The organism is Flavobacterium caseinilyticum, from assembly GCF_004349085.1.
In the GTDB taxonomy this organism is placed as follows: Bacteria; Bacteroidota; Bacteroidia; order Flavobacteriales; family Flavobacteriaceae; genus Flavobacterium; species Flavobacterium caseinilyticum.
This window is the reverse complement of record NZ_SMFM01000007.1, coordinates 1-23,923: the sequence shown is the minus strand read 5'-3', so window position 1 is coordinate 23,923 and position 23,923 is coordinate 1. Positions and strand designations below refer to the sequence as shown.

The window sequence follows — 23,923 nt, the reverse complement described above, 5'->3', positions numbered from 1 at the left end:
TTATTTATAAAAAACCAAAGCAACCCTTTTAAACAACATTACCACTACGTATAAATACCTATTTTTCAATTTCTTATAAAACAAAAAAAGATGCCGTAGTATCTTTTCCCAGTGGTATTAGATTAAATTTATAGTATTCCTCATTTGCTCTCTTCCTCCAGCTATCATTAGGGTACCTCTTTTTATGAAAATCTCGACCCCTTACAACTATGATATAGAGCTGTTCCGTTCAACACGGGCTTCATTGTTCGTGCTACGCACGCAACGAAACTCTTGCTGTTAGCACTAGTTTTTATGGTAAATCTGTTGAAATCCCTCTTTCTTGTAATACTTGTCTTGCCGTATTTAATTCGTTAATAACTAATTTTTCAATTTCATAAAAACGAGCATCAATTTCGGCAAAAGTTTCACTTCTTCTATGTCCACCTGTTTTCCAACTTATTACTCTATCGTTGTCTGAATAGTTTGGACCACCTTTCCAATCACCGTTTGTAGTATGTACCAAAGTATTACGATCAAATCTTAAATCTTCTCTACAAGTTAATGCTTTCCAACTCGAGTTTCCCGCTTGATTCCAATCTATTCCTCTATAATGACAAACAACCGATTCATACTCTTTTGTTCTTTCGCTTATAAATTTCGTGAAGACACTCTTAATTATTTCTTTTAATTTTGCTCTTCTTTCTTCATATGTTCCTTCATTATTTCTTGGATCCATATAATATTTTTCTGCCATAATTATTTCACTGGCAATTTCTCCCTTTTTTACTTCCGACCAAGGGGTTAAATTACCATTGCAATATTGAGGTGTGTCGGAGAAATTAATTTTGAGATTCTCCAAGTGGTCTGCAAATCCTTGCATTTCTTCGTTAATTTTATTTCTGTTCATATTATTGGTTTTTAAAATTAGTGCTAAGCAGCATATAGACTAAACAAACCTTAGCATATATCCCCAAAATCAGGTACATTGACGAAGCTTTGTTTCCCTTTATATTATAATCAAATATATTTATTTTTCTTACAAACCATCCTGAATTGACAAGTTCATAAACAAAAAAAGATGCCTAAGCATCTATTTCTTCCTATTCCTCCAACTATCATTCCTCTTATACCCATTCTCATGCTCATAAATCTTCCCTCTCAAATAAAGACCTAAAAACCAAGCTACAACAAAACCTAAAATTTCATACCATTCCATCCATCAAAAAAAGAACAGAACTATTGGAGTGTTGGCATTCTTAAAACAGTTACTCCCGATTTGACAAGTAGTAATCCCCAATAGACAAGTATAAAAAAAGAGGACTTCAAATCCTCTTGATATTCTCACTCTATACTTTATTAAAAACTACATAGTTGCGGTATCTCAGCGCTTCCGTTCAACACGAGTTTAATTGTTGGTGCTACTCTCACGTAACGAAACCCTTAGTTGTTGTACATAGTATTTATTGTTCGTAAATATTTTTCAATTCTTTATTATTTCCAAACTCATAGTTGAAGTTTCCAACTCCAAAAGTTCGATCATCGGTCTTTTTATATCTTCCTTTGTTCATAAAAAGAAAATCATCTAGATTACAATCTTGAGTATAATGTGCTATTACTAAATTGTAGAAGTTGAAATTTCCGTTTCCGTTTTTATGTAATGGTAAGAATTCATTTTTCATTGCTTCTGGCACATTCATCAAAGCTTTTGTTTGATTATTGACTTCCTGCATAGCTTCAATTTCGTTTCTTTGGTGTTGTTTAGCTTCTCTAACCATACTTTCGACCATATTTGGATTAATATTTTTTAGCCATTTCGTAGATGAATTTTCCCATTCAGACGAGGTGAATGCTGTGAGTATTCCCTTTTCAAACTGAAGATAAAGTTCAAGTTTTTGTGACTTATATAAATTTTTGTCCTCTTTAGTCAAGTCAATAATAGAATTCACAAAATCCAAGTCAAAGTTTTCATAATCAATACCTTCTTGTAAAATGTCCTCAACATTTAGATCAGAATATTCAAATTCCCAATCTATTCCTTTTACAGCTTTTGAAACATCCGAAAATGAAATTTTAGTTCTATTTACAGCCAATACAAATTCAAGACTTTTAGTTAAGGTTTTAAATCCTAATACTGATATTTTGTTTGAGTCAAATGAATGTATTGTATAAATGTGGTTTGTTGGAAAACCTATTTTCTCGATACAATCGTTTATAGAACCTTTTTCTAAATCATTTATTGGGATTAGTTCCTTGTCTTCAACTTTAAAGAATCCTGTTTTACTGCTATACTCTTTTTTAGAAAATAAATTTTTAAACATTCGTGTCGGTTGTTTTATATTGCGTACAACTCATTTGTATTTGTTACAAACGTGACGCATTATTTTATTTCAAATATATAAATAATCCTTTACAAATCACCAAACAAGTATTTCCTTTACCACATATTTTCAAACTAAAACGCTAACCTATACAGCTGTTCTACAACAAATTCCTAACAGCAACCCACAAAAAAAAGATGCTGCAGCATCTTTTCCCAGTGGTATTGGATTAAATTTATAGTATTCCTTATTTACCTTTCTTTCTCCAGCTATCATTATCATAGCTACTTTTATGAAGATCTTGCGCCTTTAAAACTATAATATAAAGCGGTTCCGTTCAGCATGGACAGCTATTCGATTGTATTTACAATAAATGGAAGGCTTTCTGCTTGATTGCCTCTATATATTGTCTGACTAAAAGCGTTTTGTTTTTTTGTTCTGACAACGCAACAAGTTTAGCGAATTTGACTACTTCTTCATTTCTGCGTTTTTGAATTTTTATCAGATGTTTCCTCTTCTTATCGTTTTAAATTTGCTATCCGTGAGCTTCCCTTTCTCCAATAATATAACTGTAATTGTCTTTTGATCTTTTTTGTAATACATTATTTAGTTCACTTATTTCTACTTTTATAAAGTCAATTAATGAAATAGTTTCTGTGACACCGTCTGAACAAATTACAAACTTTTCATAATCATTATTTGAAATTTCAAAAAATCCTTTTTCAATAATTTCCCTTTTACCAGATATTGATTTTGTAACTATATGTTTGTATTTATTTATATTTTCCGCAGAAATAACTTTACCTATTTCAACTAATGAGTTAATGAGTGTATGGGCTTTTGATTTAAAAGAAATATTATCATCTTTAAAGAGACAAATTGTAACATCACCTAGCCAAAAAATCAATGTTTTTTCTTTACTTCTAATTAATCCTGCTAAAGTTGCTCCCGATTTACCTAATTCAGCTTCATTAAATTGTTTAATTGCCAAATTGGCTTTTTTAAGAGCTACATCTATATCTAGTGAGGTTATTTCCTTACAACTTTTTAAATACGAATCAATATTCTCTATTATAATTTTTGCGGCAGCATACCCGTTTTCGTACCCCCCCATACCATCAACAACTAAAAACAATGACATATGATTTTGTAATTCAGAAATTTGAATTATGTCTTGATTTTCATTTCTTTTGCCAATTCCTGTATGAGATATAATGTTCATTATTTTCTATCAGCTTTTAAAGTTGCCCCGCCATGTTTTGTAAAGCGAGGTCTGGTTAAAATTTTAACTGGATTGTTTGTAATGCCTATTTCTGTAGCTTTTGAAGCCCAAAGAAAACCCTCTCCAGGTTTTAGCATACTAAGATCATTAGCTGATAAATTACTTAACTGATTTATTGACTTCTGAATATGCTTCAACCATTGCGGAGAATTAAATTTATGCACCAATACAATCGAACTTAATTCAATAATTTCATTTGGTAAACTAGGTGGATCTTGACTTGCTATCATTATACTTACACCCTTATGCCGCATTTCTCTTATCGCTGTAACTATATTATTTGTCAAATCTTTGTTGTCCATATATTTGTGAGCTTCATCAAAAACAATAAACTTATTAAACGGTTTTTCATTATAAACTTTCACTCCAGAGAAGATATTTAACATAATAACAAACAAGCCTAAAGCTTCGTCTTTTACAATAAACTCATCTCTTAAATCTACAATAATTAACCTACCTGGTCGTATTAGATCTTTAATGTAAAATTCATCATTGATGTATTCTTGTGCAAAGTTTAATTTTTGACGAGCTAAGGCTTTTTGTGAAGATGTGAGTAATTCTGATTCTTCTACGCTTTCCCTTAAGCCAAGTAATGAAAGGTTATTTCTCTGTGCTCTCATTATAGCTTTAAGTTGCCTGATATACGCAGAATCATTTCCAATTGCACCTAAAAGGAACATCCAATCTTGGACATTTAATTCACGAGAATTAAATGAAATAGGCAATACTTCTATTGAAGGAAATTCAATTCTTCTTTCTTCAACTTTATCTATTGGAGTGAGAAGGATAACGTCCTTGATGGAACTTGGGTTTGCACCATATATTTCTTTTAAAATAGCAAGTTCTCGTTTTTCATCATTTTCAAAAATCATGGAAGTGAATTCTGGTTCATAATCCATACTTTCACTATAATGAAAAATAACACTTGCCAATGGTGAATTTAAAATGTTAACATTTTGAACTTGTTTTAATACCATTTCAGAAATTGTTCCGATCGTATAACTTTTCCCCCCTCCTTGAACTCCAAACAAGCTTATAGTATTTGTTTCAGATAAATCAATGGCGATCTTTTTGTTATGTATTGATGTACCTAATAAACCGAATTGTTCTGACGAAGATGATTTTCCTATCAATAGATCATACGCTGGAGGTAAAAAGGTTTCAATATTTGTATTTCCTATAAAAATTTCTTCGGGAGATGTAGAGTTATCAAGTTTATTGATTTCATTAATTTTAACATCAGTTTCATTCTCTAATCCCAGAGTTTCAGTTTTTTCAAATTCTTCAATAGTATCATCGTTATTCACTATTTGATTTTTTGAAGTTGGAACATTAACTTCGAGTTCATTGTTACTAGTTTTAGTAACTTCATCGTTAGAAGGTTTTAATTTAGGTTCATATTTTTTTAAAAAGGGCTTTAGCTTGTCATTTGCGTTAATACTAATAGCTAAATCTTTAGATAATTCAAGATCTTCTAATCTTTGAGTATTTAAGTCCGAATCTGTATCTAAAATTTCTTTTATTAATGAGTGCCCAAAAGTAAAAATATTAGTGTTTTCATCTAAAACTTGTTTTAAATGTTTCTTGTCAAACGAAAAATCAAATATAAATCCAACTTTATTAAATTTTAATATATAACCTTCATTTAAAGTTTGAATAAAATTGATGTAGGAGTTGTATGCATTGTAAGAAAGGTACTGGTATCGAAAAGCTCTTTCAATGTAAAACTCCAAAATTCTTTTAAATTCTAAATTTTTTATTTCTCTATCTAATCTGTCTTCTGATTTATAGTTATTGGGATCAAAATGGGTTTTTAAAGCAAGTATTGTGTTTTCAATTTGTTCTATCATTTTGTTTTTAAGTTCTTCCCTTTCACTTGAACTTAAATATGTTCTGCATTTTATTTCTAAAACAGAAATATTTATTTCTCTCGACTGGGTATTGACAGTAAAAACTAAGTTATCCGCTCTACTTTTAGAATTAGAACTTAAATTCTCAAATAATTCTTGATGTAAATCTATCGGAACTATAAAAGCATTTTCTAAAAGACCTTTCTTTTGAAGGATTCTTTTTGAAAATGCAGAACCAATAACTTCAAATGCTTTATTCTTAGAAGAATTTAATTGAAGTACCAAAGTACTACTTATTGCTCTTAAATCTTCTAAAAGTGTTTTAATACATAAAACATCTTTTTCATTTGCTATATCTAAACCAAACTCTTCAAAATGAGGACTTAGTAATCCTATAATTTCAGATGAAGGTTTGGTGGTTAAGTATGAGGAAATACCAGAAATATTTTCACTTGGTATATAATCTAATAAAAAAGGTATTTCATTGTCAACTGAAGGTTGATCGAAAATTTGAGGTCCTAAATTTTTATCAAAAGTAATAACCCAATCAGAGTATTCATGTAAATGAGAAATTAATACTTTATCCCTATCATTTAAATCTAATTGAATTGCAGGTATTGCATCTGTATTATGAGAAGCTAACGCACAAGCAATATTTTTTTGGAAATTTGTAAAAATTGATGCTGAAAGATTTGATTTTGTTTTAGTTACATCAATATAATTTATCCAACGCATTATATCTGTTTTTTTATCAAAAAATGCTTCCGTAGTATTTATTGTAAATAAACCATTTAAGAAATTTGATTTAAAATCTAAATTTGGCTTTGTTAATGTGATTTTTGATGTAAAAGGATTTACTAAGAAACTAAGGTGAGCATTGAATTCTTCCGGATTAATTAGAAAATCTTCGATATTATTGATAGAAAATCTTAATTTGGGAAAGAGTCTATTGTCCGAAGCTTGCGAAAATAATTCGGCTTCTTCTGATATATTAGTTTCGGGATTTATTAATTCTTTTAATGCGTTTCCTGGTTCAATGAGAGATACGTTTCCAATAAAAATACGAACTTCAAATTTAGTATCTGAATATTCATTTATTCTACTTAAATCCACGAAAGCATCGGCAAATTTGTCCGCATCTCCAACATTAAATAAATTAACAACTAATTTATCCGTGTATGGATGTTGGAACAAAAAGTTTTTAAGATGCTTTACCAATAAAGCTCTACTAACTTCATTATCAGTGTAGTTGTCCTTAGATATATTTAGAATTGATTTATAATAATTTTTTAATTGATGAGTCACTGGCACTAGGTTGTCTTTACCTTTTAAATTTTCAATATTAAAATAAATCCCCCACCCAAAAGTCATTTCACCAGCATATTCATAATTAGTAAAATTTGAAGGATCAACAAATACATATGGATTATTGTTAGGATGTATTTTACCTAGAAAAATATCTTGCAATCTACTCCAATCCTTAGCGTGATCGTTATACTTAACAGTTTTACTATGCCAGCTTTCAAAGACTTCAATTAAGTTATAAAACCAAGCTAGTCTTAATGGATGTAGTGGCGATATTAAAACTGCACTGACACTTTCATTATTTGGTAACTTAGTTTTAACTTTTACTAAATCTAAAAACTGAATTTCTGAATAAACAAGCTTAAGTTTTTCTTTATCACTTTCTTCAAAATCAGTCTTGCTAATTTTTTTATTTAAATCATTAATCCAATTATTATATCTGTCTAAATATTCTTTAATTTCTTGTTTAAACTCCGCGATATTTGCAGTTTCAAAAATCCCATTTGAATTATTATTAGATTCTGAGATTTTTTTAAATACAGTTTCCCTTGCAATTAATAATTTTTTTGGTGCAATTTCATTTAAATTACTTTGTAAAAATTCAATTTTTTCAAACCCTAATGAAGTTTGATTATTACTAATCTTAGCGTTTACATAACCAATAGATTTACTGTTTCTTAAAAACTCTTCCTCGATTTGACGAAGTTTTGAAGAAACTATTATTTGATAATTATGTTTCTGACTGTAATTTATATGGAATATTGAATTTGTTTTTTGCTTTTCATCATTTAACCAAATATTTGAGGTTTCACTCGGCATTGGAAAATCTGACTCTACACTATCCTTAAGTAATTCAATATTAAATTTGAAGTGACCTTGAAGAACATTGTTTAATTTATCTTTTCTTTGATTTTCTTCTTTATCTGGATTTTCATTTATTTCATATATAAAATCTTCGGTATCCGAAGTTAATTTATAATTTAAATTCTGTTTTGCTTCTTTAGATTTTCCAGATTTTTCCCATTCATCTTGGACTTTGTCACTTAAAAAATCATCATTTGTATTTAAAATACTACCATTCTCCCCTTCAGCAATTATTTTAAAAAAATAAGAACCTTCTTCTAAATTATTTGGATTTAATTGTACAGTAGCCTCACGATATTCTTGTTTAGCATTTGAATTTCCTAATTTTCTTAACGTATTTATTTCTACGCCAGCAAACCCGTCTACAGCCATTAAGATAACCCTAAAGAATTTCAAATCATTTACTTGATTTGGTGGTGGAGTTGTTCTAAAACGTATAGTTATATTAGAATTGGAATTCTCTTTGGCTTTTAAGACTTTGCTTCCTTCTTCCTCAGCAAAATCTGTTGAACGAACTTCTAACACTTTTAGTTTTATTTCCTCGAAATTTAAATTTGGAATTTTCCAATGATTAAACCACAGATTTGAATACCTACTAGAAATTATATTGACTAAGTCCGAAATAGATTTTAATTCTGTTTCTTTTTTAAACATTTCAACAATGTCCTTTTGAATAGAATCTTTTTCAATTTCTAAACTTTCTACTCTTTCATATAAGGTTTTATTAAAAGTTGATAATATCTGACAACTTTTCAAATTTAGAGTAAGCCTTGATCTTATTAAATTATAATCCTCCAATAATAATTCATCGGGTAAAATTTCAATGAAATTAAGAAGTCTACCAAATGAAATTTTGTCATATGAGTTCTCTTTAATCCCAATCAAAAATAATATATAATTAAATTTATTATTTTTTGAAGCCTTTACTATGTCTTCGATAGCCTTTATAACAATTTTTAATTCAGAAGGAATGTCAGATACTAATTCTCTTAATAATTCATTTTCTATATTGTCTAAAGCAATTTCTTTAAAAGTAGCGTTACCGTAAGAATCTTCAGCAGCAGTTCGATTATTGGCTGGAATTAATATCAAAAGAGGTTTACTTTGATTATTTCTTAACTCTATTAATTTAGTTGCTGAAATAAAGCATTCTTGTTCTTCAAATTCATTAATGATAAAAATATCAATGTTAGGAAAACTAAATTTAAGTTCTTTCCAAAGTACTTTTAATTGATCTTCACCTAGACCTGTAATTTTCATACAGTGTCCTGGCTTTGCACTTTCAAATTCAGTGTTGTGTAGTTTAGTTATTAAGCTTACTATTCTTATATAATATATTTCTCTATAGTTGTTTTTCATTTTTCAAATATTTAATCCATTTGATATCTTGGTCTAACTTTTTGAAGAATATAGGCATCACTTAAATCATTATAGAAACCTATTTGTCTCAATTTATATTTAAATGCTTCTACATTTTCTTTGAATGCTAATATTGTATTCACGTCTGCATTACTAAACCTTTCTTCATTTAAACCGTTTATAATTAATCCGTATCTTTCTCTTAAATTTTGAGTCAATTCTTCTATTGATAGGCTTTTTGTAACAAAATGATCATTTTCTAAATGTAAAACCTGAATTTGAACTAGTGTTTCTAATAATCGAGTTCCTAAAACATATCTCCTTGGATGTTTTTTACTTCGTCCTTGTGCCAAGTACCCTCTTTCATTATTTTTTTGAGCAATACTATCCATAAATTGAGGATAATATTTCAATTGATACGGTCCTTTTATTTTCATTAAAAGTTCTACATATCTATCAAAATAGGTAGATTCATATTTTACCATTTCAGATACTAAATCTTTATCTTCTGCATCGAAATTCCCAAAAATATAATCCCAATGGGTTTCAAACTTTAAATCAAACGATTCATTCCGTTCCTCTAATATTTTTAATGCTTGTATTAATGAATCAGAGTCTGTTTTATCTAATTTATACCTTGTAATTACAGAATTTATTTGAAATGTAGATTTTATATAATTATATAATGCGTTATAATTTTTTGCTGCATCTTCAATAGCTATTGACGATATTTTACTTTCAAAATTATCAGTGACATCTACGACAATATTCCAATCCTTTTCTATTGTAAAACTACCTGATTCAATCATTTTTGGTAAAAAATAAATTACTTTATTCACGTATAAAGACAAATGAAAAGATGTAATTGTTTTAAGATAATCAATTAATACATTCCTTGGTATTTCATTTTTGTAAACTAATAATTTATGAACATCATCGCAATATAGTTCTGCTTGCTCCATTATTATCGGCCTTATTTTATTAAGTTCTGATGAACTTTCTAAAAAACCAGGATTCATGTTTTTTATCAAGTGTAATATTCCTAAACTATCAACATCTAAATTATTTCCATTAAGAAATTGACTTTGAGTCGCATCCCAACCCTCCATCAAAAAGTTTTTTAATTCATTTTTTACTGCTGGTTTTTGACTTAACATTAAATAGATTTGATCAGCACTATAATAATCTCTTGTGTTTGGTGCATTTCTAACTCTATAACTTTCAAGATGAATTGGTCTTAAAGAAGATACTTTTTCTTTTTCTGAATTACCTCTATTTACTAGATTTGTTAGATTAGTTCTTAACCATAGTTCAACTGCCTCTGGGTTCTCAGAGAAACCAGATAAATCGCCTTCTTCCTCGAGTTTTTGAAATATATTTTTTAGCTTTCCAAGTTCAATGAATACGTTTTCACCTCTTCTAGTTCTTTGTTTAGGCCTTACTCCATTATGCTTTAAAAGCATAAACAAGTTTACAAGTGTACTATCAATATTGTTTACTTTGGCATCAGCTGTAAATATTAATTCATTACGAAAAATGCCTTCATCTTTATTTAAATTTATAGCCATACCTATATTATTACTTTATTAATTGCTATTTTAGTAGAACCTATTTTTTTGATGGAGTAGAACTCTTTGTTATTTGGAGTAACTACAATTTCATCATATTTAAGATTTTCTAATAAATTTTTAAACACTATAAGTTCCACAAATTTTCCTTTTAAGTCATTCAATGATGGGCTGAACCCTTTTTGAATGAAATGAAGCATTTCATATAAATCTAAGGATATTGTTAAGCTAATATGTTTATGCTTTTTATGTCTAAAAATTAAACTATCTGGTTCATATTCTATATATTTAGTTAGATGTTCCGATTTATTTACAAATAAGTCAAATTCATCTAAAGGGAAAAGTTTAAAAGATTTCCCATGAGGATCTTTAATTTCAGTAGAAGCTAATACCAAGTTTTTTTCATCTAGATCTTGATTATTACAACCTTCATTTAAAGAAACTGCGCGCGAGATAGATTTTTTTATTGTATCATTTAATTCAGAGTTACCTAATACGTTTACAAAATCGTAAACTGATTTGTATGGTAATCTTAGTAAGTATCCTGGTTTGCCAAATGCTATGTTTTTATTTTCATTATTTACTGAATTTATCTGCGCCAATAATTTCCCCTCATAAAATTGATGTCTAATAAACACTTTTTGCCTATTTCTTATTTTTTCAATATAATCTTCATCTTGCTCAAATGCTCGAACATAATTTTTAACTTCATTGAATTCTTCTAAAATATTATAATTTCTATCTTCAAACAGCAAATAATTTTTTTGAAAATGCTTATTGAAAAACAATTCTCTATCTAATTTTGGGATTGCAACTTCACCAATATCTGTTTCTCTAATTAATTTGATAAGACGGTCTTTATTACCCGAGTCTATAATTTTAGGATTCGAAATATTGAAATAATAATATTGCCATAATTTTTCATTATCATTTTTATTGTTTTCTATTAAATTTGGAATTTCTTCACAAGAAATATCTCTTGTTAAGAGAAAAGCAATAAAAGATCTTACATCACGCATTGTGATGTGTAATTCCCTTTTTAAGCTTACTGTTCTTAATAGCCATTCTAATCTATTAATTACAGCCTCACCAGATACATCATCGTTAAAAGTTTTTACATTATAATTTATAAAACAAGAGTTTGCCATCTCACAACTTTCACAATTTCTCCAAAGTTCTTTTCTGGTAAGTTGTTTTATTTGTTTTTTAAATAAACTACCAATTTCATCATTATCTGAAACAACTGATCGAAGATTGAGGTTTATTACTAATATCCCATCTGGCAAATCTACATTTCCTTCTTCGTAGAAATAATCTTCAATACTTTTTGATAATTTTTTATGTTTAGTTGATGTCGTTAAAAACTCAACTAAACGACCTTCATTAATTGCTATTATCCTTCCTTCAGGTGCTCTGTTGTAATTTGTTAAGTTTTCGAATAGATTAAAAAATTTATCCAAAACAGCAGTATTATCTATATCTTTTTCATCTTGGGATCCATCATAATTACTTTCATAAAAAACACCATTTATCATAAATCGTGCACCATTATTATGTTCAAAATGTTGAATATTTTTAACGGAAGGATTTTGCTCAATTTTTTTTACAAAGGCAGTTTTTCCATCACCTGCATTCCCAGTAATAATTACTAATTTATATTTACCATCAATAATTGCAGGTAAGAGAGTTTTATCCAGTTTTGTTGGGGTGTAGGTTTCGTCATCCAACTCACTTGTTTTGATATTTACTCTTGTTCCAAAATTTCCATACTTGGATTGGCTATATAATGAATTGACGTAATCGACCATATTTATTCCTTCAACAGAAATTTTATGAGCCTTTATTTTATCTTTATTATTTTCAAATAAATCTTTAATTGCATTATAAACCCTATCCACATTGCCATGATTAAAATTGCGAGCACCACCATTCCAAAAGATCTCATTGATAATCATTTCTTCATCGACTTTCAGAACCAATTTAATCTTTTGTCCTAAGTCGAATGATGTTTTGTATTTTTCAATATTGACTTTAAAACGTCCTAAAGCATTTTCTATAGCCGAATGTAAATCTACATAGGTGTTGTTACTATTATGTAATTTTAGATTGAAATTAGGTGCTTGAATGATGGAAATTTGTGTATGATATAATTTATTTCTAGAACTTGCTTCGGTTGTATCTGACGCAATTTCTTCTAATAAATTTGATTCAATAACTTTCAAAGCCGATAACATTTCTTCTGCAGTCTTAAATCTATCCTCTTTATTTGTTTCAATTGCTTTTAAAATAAATTCTGCAAATTTATTTGAAATACGAGGCTCAATTGTTTTTGGATTGTTGGCTTTTCTATCTCTCATGGGCATTTTATTAGGATACCAAGGATATTGTTTGCAAATCAATTCGAAAAGAGTAACACCTAAAGCAAATAAATCACCTGATAAATCCCAGTTCACTTTATAATTACTTTCGATTAAATCTGGTGCCAAATATGGATTGGTACCAACAAAATCTTTGTTTTGATTTATAGTAGAAGCAACATTAAAATCTATCAATACAAAACGTTCTCCATTATCCCAAATGATATTTTGAGGTTTTATATCTCTGTGAATTATTGGTTTTTCCCTGTTTTGCATTTCTACCAATGCTGCGAGTATATCTATACCAACGTTAAAAACTTGATGAATTGGAATACTTATGTCTGTAGAAGTATATTGTCTTAAATTTTCACCTTCTAAGTATTCCATCAAAGTATAAAACTGTCCTGAAGGTGTTTCGCCATTCCATCTAAACTTTACAATGTTGTGATGGTGTAATTCTATTAATGCTGCATATTCATCCTTTACCGAATTTATATTTACACTTTCATTAAAAAGTTTTAACGTATAAAAATTATCTTGTAGGCGGTGCTTTACCTTAAAAACTTTAGAATAACCACCTTTACCTAAAACCTTGTGAATAGCAAAGTCACCAATTGTATTTCCTTCTTTGATTTCTTCAAAAGATATTATCTTGGATGGTTCGTTTTTTTCCTGATCATTACTACCTTTCGTTGTATTTAAAGTTATAGCATTATCAATTATTTCCTGAATTTTTTCAATGCTATCAATACGTTGAAACTCGTCTGTAATTATAGTTTTTGAACAAATTTCATCAATCCATTTAGGAAGGTTTGTATTTGTATGAGATGGGATAAGCGTTTCCGGTAATTTACCTCCGAAATTGTTTAATTCAAATGGAGAAGAAAAAGGTTCTTTGTCTGTAAAAAGCCAATAAATTAGTATACCCAATGAGTATATGTCAGATGCTATAGAAGCATCTCCTATTGTTAACTCTAATGGATGGTATGCTGTAGCATTACTTTGATTGATGGTTGGCATCACTGTATAGCCTTCATCAGAGTGATCCATAAAATAAGATTTCCCAAAGTTTCCTAGATAAGCATAACCACTGTTTAAATAGATGTTATCAGGATTAATGTCTCTATGGTAAATGTTTTCTTTATGTGCTTCTTTTAAAGCAACCATAATATTTTTTATAATATCAACCTTTTCTTTGAAGGTAAATGTTTTAATTCTTGATTCTGAACGAAGTGAGTTTTCTTCTAAGAAATCTGATATTTCGTAGAATAAATGATTTTCCTCGTCAATTCTAAATTCAACATTAAGAATAAAAGGTTTACCTTTTATGTTTCTGAGTGCATTGTACTGGTTTTTAATTTTATCTTCTCTGTTTTTTAATTCTAAAGGAGATAAGCCAACTACTTGTAAAGCGTATTCTTTTATTCTTCTATTAGAGGAAGTTGCTCCAATTTGTTTTGCCAAATATTCTACAAAATTGTTTTCTTGATGTAATATTTTAACAATTTCAAACTCATAAATACGTTTTTTTTCTTCAGCTCTTCTTTGGTTTTGCTGACCTGTTAGATAATTTAGAATAGGTTGTTGAATATCTTCAATTGCATCTTCTTTTTTATTTAGCTCATCAGCATCTGTTATAAAATTGATTAACCTTTTGTTTAATTGAAAGGTTAATTTATTATCTTCAGGAGAAATTATAGGAACTGCATAATTATCATACGAAAGTGTAACGACATTTTGAATCCATGCTCTGCCCCAATTAAAATTATGTTCTTTTAGTTTAGAGGCTAAAATGGCAGATTTTTGACGGTTAGTTCGTAAGGGATTGCGACGCGGTTGGTCGTTTAAATACCAAGCATTGTCATCACCTTCTATACGACCTCTCCAATCTTTATTTTCTATATTAAAGATTGCATGAGGTGCTACTACAATAAGGTCGTATTCCCAATATTGCGTGAGATTGTTTTTCGTATTGGTCGAAATTAGTTCGACATTTGGAATTAAATAGAAATCATCAGGAAGATGAACTTCTAAAAAATCTAGTAGCTTTTGCTCGCCTGCATTAACAACAGAGTCAAAATAGGTTGGTTTTTTGATTATTGCCATGAGTCAATTTCTTTTTCGATTAAATCAATTGCTTGGTTTTCCTTCATAGTTGCTAAATCCATTTTCATAAGATATAAATCTATTTTTTCGCATATATAAGCTTGAATATCGATACTAAAAATGGGTATCTCAATATTTCCTATTAAGTCTTCATTCAAAGTGATTATAACAGAACCAAAAGACGAAGCCTCCATTTTTTTTATCCCGATTTTTGTTTTTAAATATGCGTAAACATAATTTGGTGAAATTTTATTTTTATCTATTATCAGCCTTAAGGCATGTTCGGAAACAGCGACTCCTTTTAAACTATCTCCGACCAAAACGGTATTTCCAACTGTTCCAGATCTTGATATAAGGATGTCATATTTATTAACTTTCATTTGATTTATTCCATGAGTATTACTACTAACCTTTTTACATAAACGAACTGGATTAAATAGCATCATATCTGAGGAAGATAAAAAAGGAACACCTTTTTTAACATACATTCTTTTCCCTCTTCCTCCTACAAAAATATTAGATGCTAAATCAGATAGTCTTGTATACTGAACGTCAGTATATTCTTCCTTAATGCTTTTCCATAGTACATGGTACTGACTATCAAATCTTTTATGAAATTCAAATATTTTTTTTGAAGAAATTGTATCAAATTTAAATCCCTTCAAAACTTTTGGCTTATTAAGATTATCTTCAAAAACTGAAATAACATTGAGTAGTAAGTTATTTGCTTCAACTCTTAAATTAGAAGATTCACTTATTAAATCATGTATAAAAAGTTGTTTATTTTCTGGAAAAACGGCAATAGGAATATTTTTAATATGCTGTGGTTCTATATGTTGAATAACTGCTCCATATGTACCTTGAGTCAAAAAACTGTATCCGTATTTTGATGTTAAGTAAGCATACAAAAAACCTGATTTTACAATATTGTTAGGAATCACTCTCATAACATGTTGCGATGCCGTTTTACCTACAAAATCTTGATTTGTATATACTGTATTTCCAATAGTTCCAGAACACGAAATTAATATCCAATCCTTTTCTAGTAGTAATTTATTAATGTTTTTAGTATATTTTTTTGATATATCTTTTAAATCATTAATATGTAATTTAAGCATATCTGAACTACCCATGAACGAAATTCCATGATCTTCATTTTCAACATAATATCTCTTGAATCTTGCACCATTGAAAATATCTTTTGCCAAAGTATTTAATTTCTCAATTCTATAAGGAGATTTCAACATTTTTATATGTGATAATCTACCTTCATTTAAATAAGATTTAGAGTCTAATCTTTTGTCATTCTCAACTAACCACCTACTTGATACTATTTGTGTATTCATAAAAGATTATATTATTTGCTATTACTAAGAAAAGCCGAAACAATTTTTGGCAAATCATCATCTACCATTTTTTGTTTTTCAACACGTGATTTAACTTCTTGGGTTCCATCTTTTGAAGTAGAAACGTATTTATTTTCTATTGTAAATAACATTTCAGCTCCTTCTTCATCTCTAATATAAACTGGATTCCCCCTACGGTCTTTACCTAATTTTTCAGCAATCGCCATGAATACATCATAATCTTCGTCACTTTCATGAGCTATATTTTTATCTAAATCAGTCTTTTTTTCTAAAAATAATAATGATGCCTGAACACCTACTTGTGGAAGGAAAGCCTCTACTGGCAAATCTACGGACGCTAATATTTTGAAATTTTCTAGAATCCATTCTCTTACGGGAAACGTATTCGGATTGCCTAAAATTCCATCGGGCAATACAATTGCCATTTTCCCACCTGGTTTTAAAAAATCGTAACAAGCTTCGATGAATAAAATTTCTGGAGCATCTGAATATTTGGATAGAAAATATTTTTCAGCTATTTCTTGTTCCACTTTTACCTTTGCCCCAAACGGTGGATTTGTAAAAATCATATCAAATTTACCACGTGCATCGTTAGTATAATTACTATCAATGTCTTTCATTTTTGCTAAACTGTTATTTATAGCTAAATTTATCTTTTCAATTTCGGATGGGTGTTCCCATTTTGGATAAGCTAATGAGTTAACGTGAAAAATATTAGCATGACCATCTCCTGCCATCACCATATTCATTCGAGCCGCTTTTTTTAGATCAGGATCAAAATCAAATCCGAAAATATTAGTTTCAGCATATTGACGCACTTTTTCATTTACTTCATACGTATTAAACTTTTCAGCTAATAATACATCTTCTAAATCGGGGTACATTTTTTTTGCAATTTGCTTTCTAACATGATCCAATACCAATACTAAAAATCCTCCCGAACCACAGGCAGGATCCAAAACCCTAGTATTCTCATTTGGGTTAAGCATTTCGACCATTGCTTTTACAATATTTCTAGGTGTAAAAAACTGGCCTGCTTCTTGCTTTAAAGTATTACTTACAATAGTTTCATAAGCCATACCTTTAACATCAACTGTCGCATCAAGGAATGAATATTTGGCTAATTCTCCAGCAATAAATGCAATACCTTTATCCGTTAAGTCTATGGCTTCATTGCCATCAAAAACATCGGAAAAAGTACCTTCTTGTTTAAGTTCTTCAAAAATATCTTTAATTCTTTTTGCAACATTTTTTCGTCCTGCGTCACTATTCTTCTCTTTGATACCTACCCAAAATTTTCTACGATATGATTCTCCCTTTTCTATGCAAATAAATCGTCTTTTTTCATCATATAGCTTGCAAAAAATAAGATATAAAAGTTGCCAAAAAGCATCTTTTTTTCGTCCTTCATTTCCATAAATATAATCGTGAGATCGCTTGAAAACTTTAATTAATGAATCGTTTGCAGGTTTACGACTATTAGAACGGTCTGCACGGTCCAAATCTTCGATAGTTTCTCCGTATCCTGGAATATCAGCTAAATCAGAAAATTTAAAATCAAAGTTATATTCATCATCTTCTTTTTGAAGATATTTAAGATCATTTCCATTTGTCCATAAACCAAATTCACAGTTATCAAGAGCAGCTAAAGCATTTTCTAAAGTAATAGTAACTCCTTTTTTATTGTCGTTATCCTTAATCTTTTCATCTTGAACAATCCCTATTCTGGTTATATCTTCTTGATTTCGTTTAGAGTTTTCTTCATAAATGACAACTTCAATTTTTTGTTTTTTCACTTTTCCTGTATCAGGATCTGTAAAAGTTATATTAACATCTCTATCAATATTTTTTAAATCAAAATCGTATTCTTCATTTAACATTCTAATGATAGACTGGATGCTTTTTTCTTGTGAAGTGGCTTTTTTATGTTTATTAGTTAATATACATACTAATTGATTGTCTTCTAAAATTATTTCTTCTGATGACATATATTGTTTGATTATTTTTTTAGTGTATTTACAATTATTTGAACGCATTCGTATAATTCGTCAAAATTAGAACCCGTATGTGTTTCTATCATTTGATTTAAAAGGATACTTGTTTCCTTTTTTTCAATTTCTATGTTTAGTATTTGAATTAAAAAATCATTTAACTTAGAATTATCCGATGTTAATTCTATTAAATCAATTCCTATCAAACTAGCACTTGCCTTTAGCTCTGTGTAATTTTCAATTTGATAGACTTCCTCATAATGTTGTTCTACAGCTCTGTCAAGATTAATATTTAAGTAATTTTTCAAAATGAATAATAGATCATCTGCATCCTTATTTCCTTTATGATTTCTGTCTTTCCAAGCTATAATTTTTAAAAGTACTATACCTATAAGGCTTACAACCTCAAATTCAATTTTCTCGTCTAATGTTATAGAAATAGTCTCTTTTTGTACTTCCTCAAACCCCAAAACATTCATTGCAAAGTCTTGGTCTGGAGGCCAATAAATTTTATCATTTTCATCCATAATGCCACCATATGGAACTATGTCTAATTGAAATTTATCTAGATATAAAAAGCGTTGTTTTTGTTCTTTATCCTTAGAGAAATTTTCGAGTTCTGTAAGTTCTTCTGAAATTTTTTCAAATTCTTCCCATTTATTAATTGTGATTGCTATATCAATATCTTGAGTTCTTCTACCTGATTGTTCTCCGTTAATTTCTAATATAATATCTCTTGCTGTTGCACCAATAACAAAAAATTTAACCCCTCTTTTTTCAAAAAAAGGAATCAATTCTTCTAATAAGGGCTTCAATAATGGATGCTCTATTTTTTCGCTACTAATATTATAACTCATTTTCTAAAATCATTTTAGCTGTTTCGATATTTCGATTATTTCCACTACCTATTAAGTCTGCATACACAACTAATGGTGGAGCAATATTTTTATATTTATTTGTGATACTATTTGACCAACAAGTGTTGAAAATTTTTACATTTCCATTGTTGTCTGGGATCAACATCAATTCTTTCCCCAATATGCTTAAATCATCATTTGAATAAATTGTATAATCTAATGGTTTAAGATAATCTGTCATTATTTTTGCCGCAGGCTCACCGCCGAAAAATATATCATTCTGCTCGTTATTCATTACGGTTTTCCTCAAAAAATCATAATTTAATGCTTTATATGTTTTCCTTAATAATCTAGGCTTCAAAACATCATTGTAAGCTACAACCCATCTTTCAATTAAATCATCGATGTTTTTTAGATTTCTTTTATCTGCTGCCTTTAGGATGTAGTTATTTTCTTCTAATTCTTTCATTATTTGGCTTACTGAACCCAATGCAATATTAGATTTATCCGCAAGTACTCTATATGAGTATTTTAAAGCATCTTTGTCAGTCAAAAGCAGTAAAATGAGTTTCAATCCTGCCTCTTGGAATGCTCTAGCTTGATTAACATTTTTTTGTTTTGCCTGTTTTTTGCCTTCAATAATTATTTTTAAATCATTTGTATTGATATAGCAATTACCAGCTACATCTAAAAAATTAATCTTTTTTTCAATTAATGTATTTGCAACTTCTTTAGCTATATATTCTCCAACAAAAAGTATTTTCTTTTCATTTTTAAGAGAATTTTGGAAGTTATTAATTTGATTAATTACTATTCCTAAATTAGATGTGCGTGCATTTTTCTTTGCAACACAATAAAACGTTTGATTGTTTATTTGTATTACAGCATCATAAGGCTCTCTGTTGCTATCAATTGTAATTTCACTTTTTACTAACTCTTGTAAATTAGAAAAAGCTTCGTAAATAAAATCATTGTCTTTATACATAGCGTTCATTTTTTTTAATAGTTCATTGGCAATGAACATTCAAATGTAATGAACATAATTGAAGTAAAAAATATATTTAATAATTTTTTTTTTATTAAATATTGCTTTAAGAATACTTATTTAAGCGGTCTTTGAAAGTGTACGCTCCCTTATTCCTATACGGAAGAAAATTTTCCTAAATAATTATCAGATCTTGAATAAGGGAGCGTACTTTTTCAAAAGAATAGTTTTTAATTAATGTGCAAAATTCTAACTGTTTTCAGGAAGGTTCTTGCATATGATTTGAAAAAAATTACCGCAATCAAAAAATCTTTAATTCTTTGTGCTAACGAGAGTAATAATATCGTCAAGATTATGGTTTGTGATATAGTCTAAGACAAAATCTTCTACCTCTTTTTTATTCTCAGGTGGAGTGGAAAATGAGTTGAGGTAATACTCTGTATTTTCATCAGCAATATGAATAATTTCAGTGTAGCCTTTCGAAATTAGAGTGCCTTTTAATTTCAAAACTTTAAGCTCACTGCTATTATCAATTTCTTTTTTAACTCTTAGCTTAATAGTTTTATCCATCGGTTTATTTGTTGATTTTCATTTAACGCACAATAATAATATGATGCATTAATAAAACTTGATTTACTTTCTATTCTACAAACAAAAAAGAGACTTGTGAGGTCTCTTTTTGGAATTAATTATATCTTTTATAAAAGGTTTATTTAGCCTTCAATAATTTTTCCAAATATTCAACCTTATCTTTTTCGGCTTGAACTAAACGTTCGTAAAGTTCTACAACTTTATCAAGGGGATTGAATGTGCAATTATGGTTTACTGTTGGACCACTATTAATAACAGATCCTTCGTAATTATTCTGAATATTATTTAAGACCGTTTCATCACTATAATTTTTAATTGCTTCAGCAGACACTCCAAGAACTTCAGCAATTACCTGTAATTTTTCTTCTTCTACAATTTCACTTCCCTCAATATTAGAAACTGATTGCTGGCTTACACCAATTGCAATAGCCAACGCTTCTTGTTTCATTCCTCGAAGCTCTCTGATTCGGCTGATATTTCTGCCTATATGTTTCGGTTTTGTTGCTGTACTCATAGTTCAAAGATATTTAAAATTCTCTAATTTTTTTCAGATCGGTAAAATACAAGCTTGAATTAGTACGATACAATTTCGATTAGTTCGGTACGGTACAATCTATTGTTTACTTGCAATGTGTTTTAAACAAAAATACAATTTTTCGGATAAGTATTAATTAAAAAAGCAAAATTATGAATGCAATTGAATTTTCACAGCAAAAAGAATTGAAGGAAGTAATTACAGACCACATTAAAACATCTGCGATTTATTGTTTTGGCAGGCATGCAACAGCTTATAGTTCGAGCAGGAAAATTTATCCTGATAAAGAACTGCAAAAAGAACATAGTCATTTATACCTCTTAGTTTTTGTACAGGAGACCAAAGATAATGCTGTCAGTGATATAAGTGATAAGATAATAGCAAAGACTCAGGGTACTTTGACCGCTACTGTTCTTATACACCACGTGCAGAGTCTAAAAGACCTCTGGCAAGACCAGCAGTTTTTCTTTTGGCAGATTATGCAGAAGGCAGAGCTATTATTTCAAGATATTAACAAGCCTCCTTATTTAAATATTAGCGAAACTCCAAAAAGAAATTTAAAATCAACGTCGCATTACATAGCATGGAGGAGGAATAATATTGCTACAATCTGGGGCTGGGTATATAATGATGATGATGCTTCTAGTTCGGATGAAGTAAAAATGTCCGCTCTTCATCAAATAGTGGAGCAAATCTGTTTGTCTTTGATCCGTGTCTTTGTAGGCTATACTCCTAATCATTTTGCATTAGAATATTTATTTAATCTCTGCGAATACTTTACTACCATAACTGCAGATTTTTTCCCCCGACAAACACGGGAAGACAAAGCCATATTTAAACTTCTTAAGCAACAGCCCAACACTTTGCGTTTTAGTAAGACTAACGATGTTGATTATTTATATTATCAGGTAGTGGAAGAAAGATGTAAAAATTTTAAAAATCAAGCGGAAATTTTGATTCAAAATGAAATCAATCGACAAAACCAAGTTGAAAATGAAGCCGAGAAATAAAATAAATAATATGGAAACGCATAAAAATAAAGAACTAGACGCTTTTATTAAAGAAATAACCACATATGGTTACTTTACTACTTTGAAACCTGATGATAGAAAAAATTATCTCTTCAACGCAAAGATAATTTTTGATAGGTACTCTTCTATGCTTATTGCGGTACAGGATTTATTAAAAACCTGTCTTAATACTATTTATAATGATGAGAATGGAAACGCAACAGAGGTTGAAAATCCTATAAAGCATCTTAAAACCCTGTTGGAAATAGCAGTGCAATTATTGCCGATTAACGAAGGAGAGGTATTTGATGCAGTTCATAAGTTTGTTTTAAAAACTAAAGAGTTTGAAAAGACTGATGCATTATCACTGGATAAATAATTAATTGTTAAAATAAAGATTATGGAAAATGATAAAATCAAATTAAATGAGCTCATAGAGAACCCAGAGCAATATTTTGTACTACTCAAGCCATCATTAGAAGCTAGAGATGACAATCACACTATTGAATTAAAAGTGGAAGGATATAGAGACCTGTTTTGTATACTATCGGATTTACTTCAAACAACGAGATTAGCTGTAGACGGAATTGAGCTCAGTACAGTGAGTACTGTAAATATTGAAAGATATATTGGAAGTCTTTTGAGAATAATAGAAATGCTGATTCCATTGGAAGAGGCAGAACTACTGGACATACTTTATAGAAAACATTTAAATGAAAACAATAATAACGCTTCCAATTAACCTGTTTCCATTTATAATTTTAATAAAATGCCGACTTTGGAGGCGTCTTCCAGCTCCCTGCAAGGGCAAGTGGTTTTGAGCTGCGGAAAGTATTTCAAGCAGCTCAAAACACAACTTGCTATTTTCCTGCGAAAATATTATTGGATATGGTTTTAATGGAAAGGGCTTGAGGCCCTTTTTTTATTGTAATGGTTATAAAGTAATTTATTTTAAAGATATATCTAAATAAATCGGATCCTTCTCATACGGCAGTGTTATTGTTTAAGCCAGCAGACTGCGGAGAGTTATATGATGCAATAATTGAGTTGTATCTTAAAATATTTTCTTTCAAGAAAAGGCTCAAGTATGCAGGGATGCAAGTAAGCAAGCATGAGGAAATACAGGCATTCAAGTATACAAGTATGCAAGTATGCAGGGATTCAAGTATGCAAGCATGCAAGTATGTTGGACTGCAGGCTTGCAGGTATTCAGGTGTGCAAGCCTGCAGGTATTTGCCTATTTGCATAAGTGTTTTTAAAAGCATAAAATGTAAAAATGCTTTTATGGTTTTTCAAAAAACTTTGCGATTTTATTTCAGACAAACCTTGAAAAGATAATTGAGCCTCACAAAACCAATAAAAATATCTTTTCCAAAGAAAACAGAAAATCGGAAAAAAGAAAAAGAAAGCAATTTCAAAGGACGGGATGCAGACAGGACAAAAGGAAACGGAATAAGTCCCGAAGGGTGGTTTGTGAGGAACGAGCAAACCATTATGCCGTAGTCTTTTGGACAGGCTCATCCAGCACGTCCTACCTTGGTTTTCTTTTTATTATTTCTTTGGGTAAAATATAAAGTTCAACCCGTAGAAAGTCTG

The 23,923-nt window shown here is 29.5% G+C and carries 16 protein-coding genes; 4 read left to right on the top strand and 12 right to left on the bottom strand.

All coding sequences use genetic code 11. The features are described from left to right. Window positions 1–292: 292 nt before the first annotated feature. The 12 genes from E0F89_RS13205 to E0F89_RS13150 all read right to left on the bottom strand — a co-directional run bounded on the left by E0F89_RS13205 (window position 293) and on the right by E0F89_RS13150 (window position 21,296). Window positions 293–889, bottom strand: coding sequence for a hypothetical protein (locus tag E0F89_RS13205; RefSeq protein WP_131910246.1), 597 nt, complete (start codon window positions 887–889; stop codon window positions 293–295). 553 nt (window positions 890–1,442) lie between these two features. After that, on the bottom strand, window positions 1,443–2,300 hold the full coding sequence (locus E0F89_RS13200; protein ID WP_131910245.1) for a hypothetical protein: 858 nt from the start codon (window positions 2,298–2,300) through the stop codon (window positions 1,443–1,445). Window positions 2,301–2,835: 535 nt separating this feature from the next. Continuing rightward, window positions 2,836–3,522, bottom strand: a complete 687-nt coding sequence (locus E0F89_RS13195) for a PP2C family protein-serine/threonine phosphatase (RefSeq protein WP_131910244.1) — start codon at window positions 3,520–3,522, stop codon at window positions 2,836–2,838. Beyond that, a complete protein-coding gene (mads8, locus tag E0F89_RS13190; RefSeq protein WP_131910243.1) occupies window positions 3,522–8,960 on the bottom strand; it encodes a methylation-associated defense system ATP-binding protein MAD8 in 5,439 nt (1,812 codons plus the stop codon). The genes E0F89_RS13195 and mads8 overlap by 1 nt, the downstream gene beginning before the upstream one ends. Before the next feature lie 11 nt (window positions 8,961–8,971). After that, entirely contained in the window at window positions 8,972–10,528 is a 1,557-nt protein-coding gene (gene mads7, locus E0F89_RS13185; RefSeq protein ID WP_131910242.1) for a methylation-associated defense system protein MAD7, read from the bottom strand. Between the two features lie 2 nt (window positions 10,529–10,530). Beyond that, window positions 10,531–14,991, bottom strand: coding sequence for a methylation-associated defense system protein kinase MAD6 (gene mads6 / locus E0F89_RS13180; protein ID WP_131910241.1), 4,461 nt, complete (start codon window positions 14,989–14,991; stop codon window positions 10,531–10,533). Further along, on the bottom strand, window positions 14,982–16,337 hold the full coding sequence (mads5, locus tag E0F89_RS13175) for a methylation-associated defense system restriction endonuclease subunit S MAD5 (protein WP_131910240.1): 1,356 nt from the start codon (window positions 16,335–16,337) through the stop codon (window positions 14,982–14,984). The genes mads6 and mads5 overlap by 10 nt, the downstream gene beginning before the upstream one ends. An 11-nt stretch (window positions 16,338–16,348) precedes the next feature. Next, window positions 16,349–18,346, bottom strand: a complete 1,998-nt coding sequence (gene mads2 / locus E0F89_RS13170) for a methylation-associated defense system DNA methyltransferase MAD2 (protein ID WP_131910239.1) — start codon at window positions 18,344–18,346, stop codon at window positions 16,349–16,351. Window positions 18,347–18,357: 11 nt separating this feature from the next. Beyond that, window positions 18,358–19,206 (bottom strand): nucleotidyl transferase AbiEii/AbiGii toxin family protein, encoded by an 849-nt coding sequence (locus E0F89_RS13165; RefSeq protein WP_243699524.1) that lies wholly within the window; start codon window positions 19,204–19,206, stop codon window positions 18,358–18,360. Then, window positions 19,196–20,191 carry a type IV toxin-antitoxin system AbiEi family antitoxin gene (locus E0F89_RS13160; RefSeq protein ID WP_165930033.1) on the bottom strand — a complete coding sequence of 332 codons (996 nt, stop codon included), beginning with the start codon at window positions 20,189–20,191 and terminating at the stop codon, window positions 19,196–19,198. Before E0F89_RS13160 ends, E0F89_RS13165 begins: the two co-directional genes overlap by 11 nt. A gap of 312 nt (window positions 20,192–20,503) precedes the next feature. Further along, a complete protein-coding gene (locus E0F89_RS13155) occupies window positions 20,504–20,761 on the bottom strand; it encodes a hypothetical protein (RefSeq protein WP_131910237.1) in 258 nt (85 codons plus the stop codon). Window positions 20,762–20,900: 139 nt separating this feature from the next. Continuing rightward, a complete protein-coding gene (locus E0F89_RS13150; RefSeq protein ID WP_131910236.1) occupies window positions 20,901–21,296 on the bottom strand; it encodes a helix-turn-helix domain-containing protein in 396 nt (131 codons plus the stop codon). 173 nt (window positions 21,297–21,469) lie between these two features. On the opposite strand from E0F89_RS13150, the gene E0F89_RS13145 reads away from it, so the two are divergent. From E0F89_RS13145 to E0F89_RS17160, 4 genes are all read left to right on the top strand, one after another. Continuing rightward, window positions 21,470–22,327, top strand: coding sequence for a hypothetical protein (locus E0F89_RS13145; RefSeq protein WP_131910235.1), 858 nt, complete (start codon window positions 21,470–21,472; stop codon window positions 22,325–22,327). 10 nt (window positions 22,328–22,337) lie between these two features. Beyond that, complete coding sequence (locus E0F89_RS13140) at window positions 22,338–22,706, top strand: hypothetical protein (RefSeq protein WP_165930032.1); 369 nt, start codon at window positions 22,338–22,340, stop codon at window positions 22,704–22,706. Window positions 22,707–22,727: 21 nt separating this feature from the next. Next, window positions 22,728–23,069, top strand: a complete 342-nt coding sequence (locus E0F89_RS13135) for a hypothetical protein (protein WP_131910233.1) — start codon at window positions 22,728–22,730, stop codon at window positions 23,067–23,069. Window positions 23,070–23,665: 596 nt separating this feature from the next. Further along, on the top strand, window positions 23,666–23,830 hold the full coding sequence (locus E0F89_RS17160) for a hypothetical protein (protein WP_165930014.1): 165 nt from the start codon (window positions 23,666–23,668) through the stop codon (window positions 23,828–23,830). The last annotated feature ends 93 nt before the right edge of the window (window positions 23,831–23,923 follow it).

Excerpts from the sequence above, each read along its gene's own strand:
- E0F89_RS13205 (WP_131910246.1), bottom strand. The coding sequence starts at position 889 with ATGAACAGAAATAAAATTAACGAAGAAATGCAAGGATTTGCAGACCAC.
- E0F89_RS13200 (WP_131910245.1), bottom strand. The coding sequence starts at position 2,300 with ATGTTTAAAAATTTATTTTCTAAAAAAGAGTATAGCAGTAAAACAGGA.
- E0F89_RS13195 (WP_131910244.1), bottom strand. The coding sequence starts at position 3,522 with ATGAACATTATATCTCATACAGGAATTGGCAAAAGAAATGAAAATCAA.
- mads8 (WP_131910243.1), bottom strand. The coding sequence starts at position 8,960 with ATGAAAAACAACTATAGAGAAATATATTATATAAGAATAGTAAGCTTA.
- mads7 (WP_131910242.1), bottom strand. The coding sequence starts at position 10,528 with ATGGCTATAAATTTAAATAAAGATGAAGGCATTTTTCGTAATGAATTA.
- mads6 (WP_131910241.1), bottom strand. The coding sequence starts at position 14,991 with ATGGCAATAATCAAAAAACCAACCTATTTTGACTCTGTTGTTAATGCA.
- mads5 (WP_131910240.1), bottom strand. The coding sequence starts at position 16,337 with ATGAATACACAAATAGTATCAAGTAGGTGGTTAGTTGAGAATGACAAA.
- mads2 (WP_131910239.1), bottom strand. The coding sequence starts at position 18,346 with ATGTCATCAGAAGAAATAATTTTAGAAGACAATCAATTAGTATGTATA.
- E0F89_RS13165 (WP_243699524.1), bottom strand. The coding sequence starts at position 19,206 with ATGAGTTATAATATTAGTAGCGAAAAAATAGAGCATCCATTATTGAAG.
- E0F89_RS13160 (WP_165930033.1), bottom strand. The coding sequence starts at position 20,191 with ATGTATAAAGACAATGATTTTATTTACGAAGCTTTTTCTAATTTACAA.
- E0F89_RS13155 (WP_131910237.1), bottom strand. The coding sequence starts at position 20,761 with ATGGATAAAACTATTAAGCTAAGAGTTAAAAAAGAAATTGATAATAGC.
- E0F89_RS13150 (WP_131910236.1), bottom strand. The coding sequence starts at position 21,296 with ATGAGTACAGCAACAAAACCGAAACATATAGGCAGAAATATCAGCCGA.
- E0F89_RS13145 (WP_131910235.1), top strand. The coding sequence starts at position 21,470 with ATGAATGCAATTGAATTTTCACAGCAAAAAGAATTGAAGGAAGTAATT.
- E0F89_RS13140 (WP_165930032.1), top strand. The coding sequence starts at position 22,338 with ATGGAAACGCATAAAAATAAAGAACTAGACGCTTTTATTAAAGAAATA.
- E0F89_RS13135 (WP_131910233.1), top strand. The coding sequence starts at position 22,728 with ATGGAAAATGATAAAATCAAATTAAATGAGCTCATAGAGAACCCAGAG.